A 6,895-nucleotide genomic window follows, 5' to 3' on the forward strand; every position below is an offset into this window, starting at 1 on the left:
TGTGCGTTGGTGTTTCATGGCCCGCGCACTTCTTCCCGACGATCTCTGGGACGAGATCGCCCCGCTGCTTCCGCCTCCCCGACCCCGTCCGAAAGGCGGTCGACGGCCTATCAAGAACCGGGCGGCCCTGACAGGCATCCTGTTCGTGCTGCGCTCTGGATTGCCCTGGGAGATGCTGCCGGCCGAGATGGGCTGTGGCTCGGGCATGACGTGCTGGCGCCGCCTGCGGGACTGGCAGGCGGCGGGCGTCTGGATCCGCCTGCATCAGGTGCTGCTGGGGCGACTTTACGAAGTCGGCCAGCTCGACTGGAGCCGGGCCAGCCTGGACAGCGCGTCTGTCCCGGCGAAAAAAGGGGCTCTGCCACAGGCCCGAACCCGACGGATCGCGGCAAACCGGGCACCAAGCGCCACCTCGTCGTCGATGCCCGCGGCACGCCCCTCGGCCTGACCTTCACGGGGGCCAACCGCCACGACAGCGTGATGATGGCCCCGACCCTCGATGCGATCCCGCCCGTGGGCAGCGGCCGGCGCGGTCGCCCACGCCGCCGTCCCCACAAGCTTCATGCCGACAAGGCCTACGACGCCCGTGCCCGTCGCCAGGAGTGCCGCGCCCGTGGGATCGTCCCTCGCATCGCTCGGCGCGGGATCGACAGCAGCGAGAAGCTTGGGCGTCACCGTTGGGTAGTCGAGCGCACCCATGCCTGGTTCAACCGTTTCCGACGCCTGCCCGTACGCTACGAGCGCCGCGCCGACATCTACGAGGCCTTCACCAACCTCGCCGCCAGTCTCATCACCCTCAACCAAATCAGGCGGTTCTGTTAGGCGCTCTAAGTCGGGTCGAAACCAGCTGGCTTGTGTGTCTGAAAATCAGTCGTTTACCCTACGTCAGCCCTATCGCCGTCCGTGATGTCATCCCCCAATTCAGTCACACCGACGGCCTGTTGGCCGTTGCAGGGACCTATGGCGCCAAAGTCGGGCAGCGCGCCCCTGTTGGCTGTGTCGGCGCAGCGAAGGCCCGGTGGTTGTTCGAGAGCAGCGCGTCGCGGGTGCGAGCAGAAGTGCCCACCCTGATCCTGTCGCGGTTCGGTGCCGGTGCAGGCTTGTTGGCGGACTATGGATTGTCGGCAGCTCAGTGATGGGCAGGGGCAAACCAGCCTCAGTGCGTGTGGTGTGATTACTCTCGAATGGTGGGCTTTCGCTGGTCCTATTGTGGCAACGTGTGGCTCCCTGTGGCCCGCTTGGTGAGGGCCATCACAGCTCCGCGGCAAGGCTACGGTCGTGCACGGTAAGGTACAGCAGCGTCACGGTAAGGAGCACGGTAGGAGTAGGCGTATCACACCACACGCACTGAGAGCTGCTGGCGGGTACCATGTTGTCGAGGGAAGCACGCCTCGCTACAGCGCACCATGCACAAGCTCGACGCCCTCCTAGACCGTCTCAAGGCCCATCAGCGGGCGATGATCCTGGCAGCGGCCGACCACGAGATATTGCCGGCCACGAGCGTCCTGAGGCAGATCGCCGAGCTTGAGAACGCCATTGCGGCAGTGGAAGCAGTTGCCGACGAGGAACAGGGTCGGCAGGACCGGTAGAGCCGGCGACGTGAGGGGTCATTCTTCGGCAACCTGTCTCGCCTACCATGAGCCATGCTGCATCAGCAGCCAGCAGGTCTGCCCGATCCGCTGCGGCGGCCCTGCTTGCCCCTTCAAATAGGGTCGCTTACTACCGCTCCGCGAAGCTTGGCCGAATTGCCAAGACGGACGATATGCTGACAGACTCCATCACTGAAATGGTGCGCCGCCGCTGGCAGGCCCCTCGTCCGTTCGAAGGACACACGAAGGAAAGCCTTCTTCGGAAGATCGACAGCCCCGCGGTCCGCGAGGAGGTTAAGGAGCAGGCCCGGCGTGAGCTACAGCTTCGCTCCATGCGCGCCCTGTCCGGTTAGCCGTTCATCTCGTCCGTGCCTTGCCCGTGTCGGTGTTCTCGAAGGCGTCCACCACCGCGCCCTCCCCGCGGCGGATGCTCACTGAACGTGGATGGTCAGCTTCATTTTGGGGTGGATGCCACATCGGATCACAAAGTCGCCTGCCTCGGTCAACGTCAGCGTGCGATTAGTACCGGGCTCCTGGTCACCCCCGTCGAAAGTGAACCGATCCGCTTCAATGAAGGCGTGGTGGACGGCAACATCATCTCCGTTGACGAAGGTGAGTGTATCGCCTCGATGCAGGAACAAGTCAGCTGGATTGTACTGACGCCCCTTTTGTAAAATCACACGGACAGTGCTTGGTAACGCTGCCCATGCCGGTAGAGCCACACTTACGGCTATGACTGAACTTAAGGCAAGCAACGCTAGAATTAGGCAAGTACGCCGCAAACCTTGAAACATAACAAATATCCAATGTGGATAGAATGAGCTGCGGACCTATAAACACTCTCGGCTCGATAAAAATATAACATATGGTTGTCTGGCTAACTTCATTTTAGCAAGGGCATATTATTAGTTTTTTCAGACTATGCATTTCGCCTTTGTAAGTAGCTTGTTGTTCACTATCATCGCGTCACGTACACCTCCTAGCCGGTTGAGCCCTCAACGCTATCGCGGCGGTTGAGGCGGTGATTGGAGAGGAAGCGGACAAGCGGCGGAGATAGTCTCTAGCAGGAGGCTCGCTTGGTCCTGTTGTCGAAGGTTAAGGGGGGGGCAGCTACACGGATCACCGCCGCGAAAAGTGTAGCGTGGCAGCGGTAGCTATCAGAGCAGCACCCAGCACTATGAATATGGCCGCGGTCGGATTATACGGCGGGATGAACTTCAATTCGACAATGAAGGCCACGCCGATGATGCCGCCGCAGACGATCACCAGGGCGTCACGGACCCTATCGGGTTGTTCGCGCTTGCGCATCGCTCTTTGCCTTTAGCGTTCGGCCTACTTCATACGCCACAAACGAAAAAGGCGCGCCGGTTGAGGGCGCGCCATAGGTGCGTTCGTGGTCTCAGGCACGAACTGTATTCAAGATACGAGATACCACCGTTGACCGCTGTAACCAGCCAGACACAGTGGGAACCCGAGGTGTGATGCGCGATGCACCCGCAGTCAGCAGGCCCCCCCCGATCCGCTTCCTACTCTCCGGCCGGCACAATCACGTGCTCTCATGACCCGACTCAAGGCCGACGTCGTGCGCACACGCGCTGACAGAGCAAGAGTCAAGCTGTGTGGATCTGGCACCTGCGCCAGCTCAACCTGTCAGCCGCTGACTAGAAGTAACGGGGGAGTACGCGGGGTTGGGTGTCAGCCGCTGATGTTTCTCAGCTTGGAGAAGGAGGTGCTTTTCAGCGCCCCCTCCGCCGCAACGGAAACCTGGGTCCTACCCGCGAGGACGGTCACGGCGCTCGTTGACGCCGTGTCCGATCTCCCGACGCCTGATTGCGCCTCATACAATCCCGATAGATCTGAGCACCGAGGTTGTAGAGGCTCAGGCCTTTTGGGTTTCGAGCACTGAACACTTGGGCTTTCGCTTCATCTCGGCAAGCCGCATCCTGTGGGCTCTGGATTGGTTCGCTTTGCGCCAAGGCTGTCTTCGTCATGGTGAGGCAAAGAAGCGCGACTACGATGGTTCGGGACATCCAGCCCTCCTACTTCCCGCCCGAGCCTGCATAAGCGTCGATCGCGCGGCGGCAGTTCTCTGTGAGATTGCTACGGTTCTTTTTGAAGCACGCATCCATCGCGGGATCGTCGGAGTCGATGCCACTGCAGAGCTTCAACGCGTCCCCGGTGCAGTACTTCTTCAGGTCTGCGTTGCCGCGCTTCGACTCAGACGCGGCGAGCACCGGTGCGGCAGTGAGGACGAAAGCGAGGGTGAGAGCGAGAGCGCGCATCATGCTATCCAACTGAGAGTATGCGCATGGAACGTCGGGCCGATCGAAACGGCTCCGCTTTATATCTTTTCCATGATCTGGAACTTGCCGACGGGTCACCGTGAACTACCGGCTCCAATAAAGCGCGATAACACCCATCCCCGCTGGCAGGGGCCGGTATACTCTTGGCTCACTGGAAGGACGGCGTAGGTGCGGCAGCTCGTTGTATCGGCGCCGTAGACGATGCCCAACCATCCACCGAGATGCTCGCACACCAGGACCGGTTGGGCGCCGCGAAGGCGATCGATCTCTCTGAAAGGCTCGTTCTCGCCAGGGCCGCTTCGAACTGGGATCACTCCATCGGGCTGATCAGCCAGATCCGTCACGCGGCCCTGTGTTGAGGCAGGCGTCCTTGCCGATCTGGCCCGCAATCATGATTGGGACGTCGAGGCGCGCTTCCTCTCCGTACGCTGTGGTAGCAGTCGCTACGGCGAAGGCAGCGAGCAGGATTTTCGTACGCATGGGATAACCTTTGAGCAGGCTGTAAGCCGGTGCCAATGGTTCCTGTTCCCCGCACCGCCGACCTTTACGTGATCGATCCGGCCCAAGGCTTCACGGCTTGGCACAACGCGGTCAATTCGGAACCACCAAGCAGTCGGTCCCCGAACCCGAGCTTGCCCTGCCGAGTTGAGGAAGCAGCGCCGTTCGGCGTTCGAGGCTTTTCCTATGTTCTTGATCGCGTCCCTCGCGGCGGGCACCTTCGCGCTCGCCAGTTCCTTTTCGCTCATCGCGATGTGGGCGGACTAGAGCCTCGGTCCTAAGTTCGCGTGCGTGTTCAAATCATAGCGGTCGGCACCCATGGTGACGTTCTTCCCATGGTGGCGATCGGCGTCGAGCTGGCGCTCCGCGGTCACGCGGTCACGCTCGCCGCGCCTGCTCCGTTCGCGGCCTCGGCCGTGCGAGCAGGGCTCTCGTTCCATGCACTGTGCACGCAAGCCGAGTACGATCGCCTCATCGGCACACCGAACCTGTGGCGCCCATGGCGCGGCGTTCAGACCATGTTCGAGGCTGTCGCCTCGCTGGCTGAGCCGACCTATCGCTGGCTTGCCGCCGCACAGGCGACGGGTGGAAGCGTCGTGGTCGCTTCCACCCTCGGTCTCGGCGCCCGCGTTGCGCAGGACAAACTCGCGCTACCCGTCGTGGTGGTCCACGTGACGCCGTTCCTAATGGAAAGCCGTTATGCGCCGCCGCGCCTGCCCGGCCTGCCGTTGCCGCGCCTCCTGCCGGCGAGGCTCCGCCATTGGATCGGCAGGGGGGCTGACCGCTACGTGATTGGCCCCGCAGCACTCCCCATTCTGAACGCCTTCCGGGGCACCCTCGGCCTGCCGCCGGTGCAGCGGCTACGCCACTGGTGGAACCTTGCGCCGACCCTCATTCTGATGTTTCCCGGCTGGTACGCGCCGCAGCAGCAGGATTGGCCAGCCCACGCCCTTCAGGTCGGGTTCCCAACTGCCGACCGACTTGGCGACACCCCGGAGCTTCCGGAGGACCTTGTCGCCTTCCTGCGTGCCGGGTCGGTGCCGCTGGTCTTTACCTACGGTTCGGGCATGCGGCAGGGGCGCTCGTTCTTCGAGACGGCCATGCGGATCTGCCGGCGGATGGGCCGCCGGGGCGTATTCCTGGCGCCTCAGACCGGACAGGTTCCATCGAACCTGCCGCCGGGTGTAATTCACGTGCCCTACGCCCCGCTGACAGCTCTGCTGCCGCACGCGGCCGCCTTGATCCATCACGGCGGTATCGGCACCGTGGCGTTGGGGCTCCGGGCTGGTGTACCGCAGCTCATTGTGCCGGTGGCGTTCAATCATTTCGACGAGGCGCACCGGCTTAAAGCCCTCGGCGTGGGCACCAGCCTGTCGCGCCGTCGCTTCACCCCCGCCCGCGGCGCGCGAGTGCTCGGACGCCTACTCGCCAGTCATGACGTGGCGGCGGCGTGTCAGTTACTACGCATCCGGGCCGCGGCCGATGACGGCATTGGCGAGGCTTGCGACGCGATTGAGCGGGCAGGTGGGCTCCAAGTTGGGGGACGCTGACGTGAGTCGATGTTTCCTGCTTCCGCTGATCCGCACCAGCGGTCGCCAAACGATCAGTCCAGAAAAACGCGGACGCCCTCTGTGTTCAGGATGCTCCGCTGGTCGGCACACCAGCGCTCTGGGCCGACCTCCGCGATTTCCTGCGCGAGGCGCTTGCCCTCATTGTCGACAGCGGCCTGTGCCTGCTTCTGCCCAAGGCTTTGATCGAGTGTAGGCCGTACGGTGCTAGATAAACCGTCCGACACCTTGTCGTCGATCGCATAGAACTGCCGGCAGTGAAGGACGATGCCAGCCTGTGCGCCGACGATGCGCACCAGCCCGTCGATCTTCTCGGCTCGCTGCCCGTCGTTGGTTGGCGCGGCCGTGCAAACGCCGGCCGTCAGGATCGTGGCGAAGGCGGCGAGGACATAACGCATTCGAGTAAAATAGCCGCTGGAGTGCCTATGTCGAGATTGCTTCCGGAAACATGGCGGACCTTCGCCTTCAATAATTCGTTGGTCCGTCGAACCAAGGCAAACCGGGGAAAATCGTGATCTGGCAGGGTATGAAAACTGCGCCGCGGGACGGTCAGCGGTTCGTCGCGGGCCTATGGATCGGGCAAGGTGCAGCTGCGAAGTTCGAAATGCATATCATCCGCGCCGACATCCGCGGCGAGGGAGTTCACCCAGAGGATGATCGGGGCTGGTCGTGGAGCGACTACACCCATTGGTTGTCGCTAACTGTGCCGTCGCGGCCGGGTAGTTCAGATCGACCAGCCCCAGGCGGAAAGGGCGCGACGCCTCCCATGATGCATCGAGCTTACGGTGTTGACTGAGCCCGATCACTAGGTGTTTGATCCCGCGGTGTGGTGGTACGGTTGACCACCATGCTGCGAGGGATGCGCTATGGGCCAGGTTCTTCATGGAAGCGCCACCACGACGGAGGCAGTCCGTCGCGCGATCCAGCTACGTGAAGA

General features: G+C 62.6%; 7 protein-coding genes. 4 read left to right on the plus strand and 3 right to left on the minus strand.

Translation table 11 applies throughout. The features are described 5' to 3' along the window. The first annotated feature begins 16 nt into the window (after positions 1-16). The 3 genes from FV230_RS22250 (at position 17) to FV230_RS29890 (ending at position 2,263) form a co-directional block, all read left to right on the plus strand. Positions 17-822 (plus strand): IS5 family transposase gene (locus FV230_RS22250; RefSeq protein WP_147843953.1). Its coding sequence is split into 2 segments (ribosomal slippage): positions 17-347 and positions 347-822, totalling 807 coding nucleotides; the frame shifts between segments, so codons are not numbered across the junction. A gap of 584 nt (positions 823-1,406) precedes the next feature. Next, entirely contained in the window at positions 1,407-1,589 is a 183-nt protein-coding gene (locus FV230_RS22255; protein ID WP_147728213.1) for a hypothetical protein, read from the plus strand. 440 nt (positions 1,590-2,029) lie between these two features. Further along, positions 2,030-2,263 (plus strand): hypothetical protein, encoded by a 234-nt coding sequence (locus tag FV230_RS29890; protein ID WP_187275585.1) that lies wholly within the window; start codon positions 2,030-2,032, stop codon positions 2,261-2,263. A 445-nt stretch (positions 2,264-2,708) separates the two neighbouring features. Here FV230_RS29890 and FV230_RS22265 read toward each other — a convergent pair whose 3' ends face one another. Continuing rightward, positions 2,709-2,897 carry a hypothetical protein gene (locus tag FV230_RS22265; protein ID WP_147728211.1) on the minus strand — a complete coding sequence of 63 codons (189 nt, stop codon included), beginning with the start codon at positions 2,895-2,897 and terminating at the stop codon, positions 2,709-2,711. A 731-nt stretch (positions 2,898-3,628) separates the two neighbouring features. Then, positions 3,629-3,871 (minus strand): 3',5'-cyclic-nucleotide phosphodiesterase, encoded by a 243-nt coding sequence (locus FV230_RS22275; RefSeq protein ID WP_147728215.1) that lies wholly within the window; start codon positions 3,869-3,871, stop codon positions 3,629-3,631. Positions 3,872-4,677: 806 nt separating this feature from the next. Here FV230_RS22275 and FV230_RS22280 point away from each other — a divergent pair. Continuing rightward, positions 4,678-5,940 carry a glycosyltransferase gene (locus FV230_RS22280; RefSeq protein WP_147843955.1) on the plus strand — a complete coding sequence of 421 codons (1,263 nt, stop codon included), beginning with the start codon at positions 4,678-4,680 and terminating at the stop codon, positions 5,938-5,940. A 53-nt stretch (positions 5,941-5,993) separates the two neighbouring features. Here FV230_RS22280 and FV230_RS22285 read toward each other — a convergent pair whose 3' ends face one another. Continuing rightward, entirely contained in the window at positions 5,994-6,356 is a 363-nt protein-coding gene (locus tag FV230_RS22285) for a hypothetical protein (protein WP_147728208.1), read from the minus strand. Positions 6,357-6,895 lie beyond the last annotated feature (539 nt).

Source organism: Methylobacterium sp. WL6 (assembly GCF_008040095.1).
Lineage (GTDB): Bacteria > Pseudomonadota > Alphaproteobacteria > Rhizobiales > Beijerinckiaceae > Methylobacterium.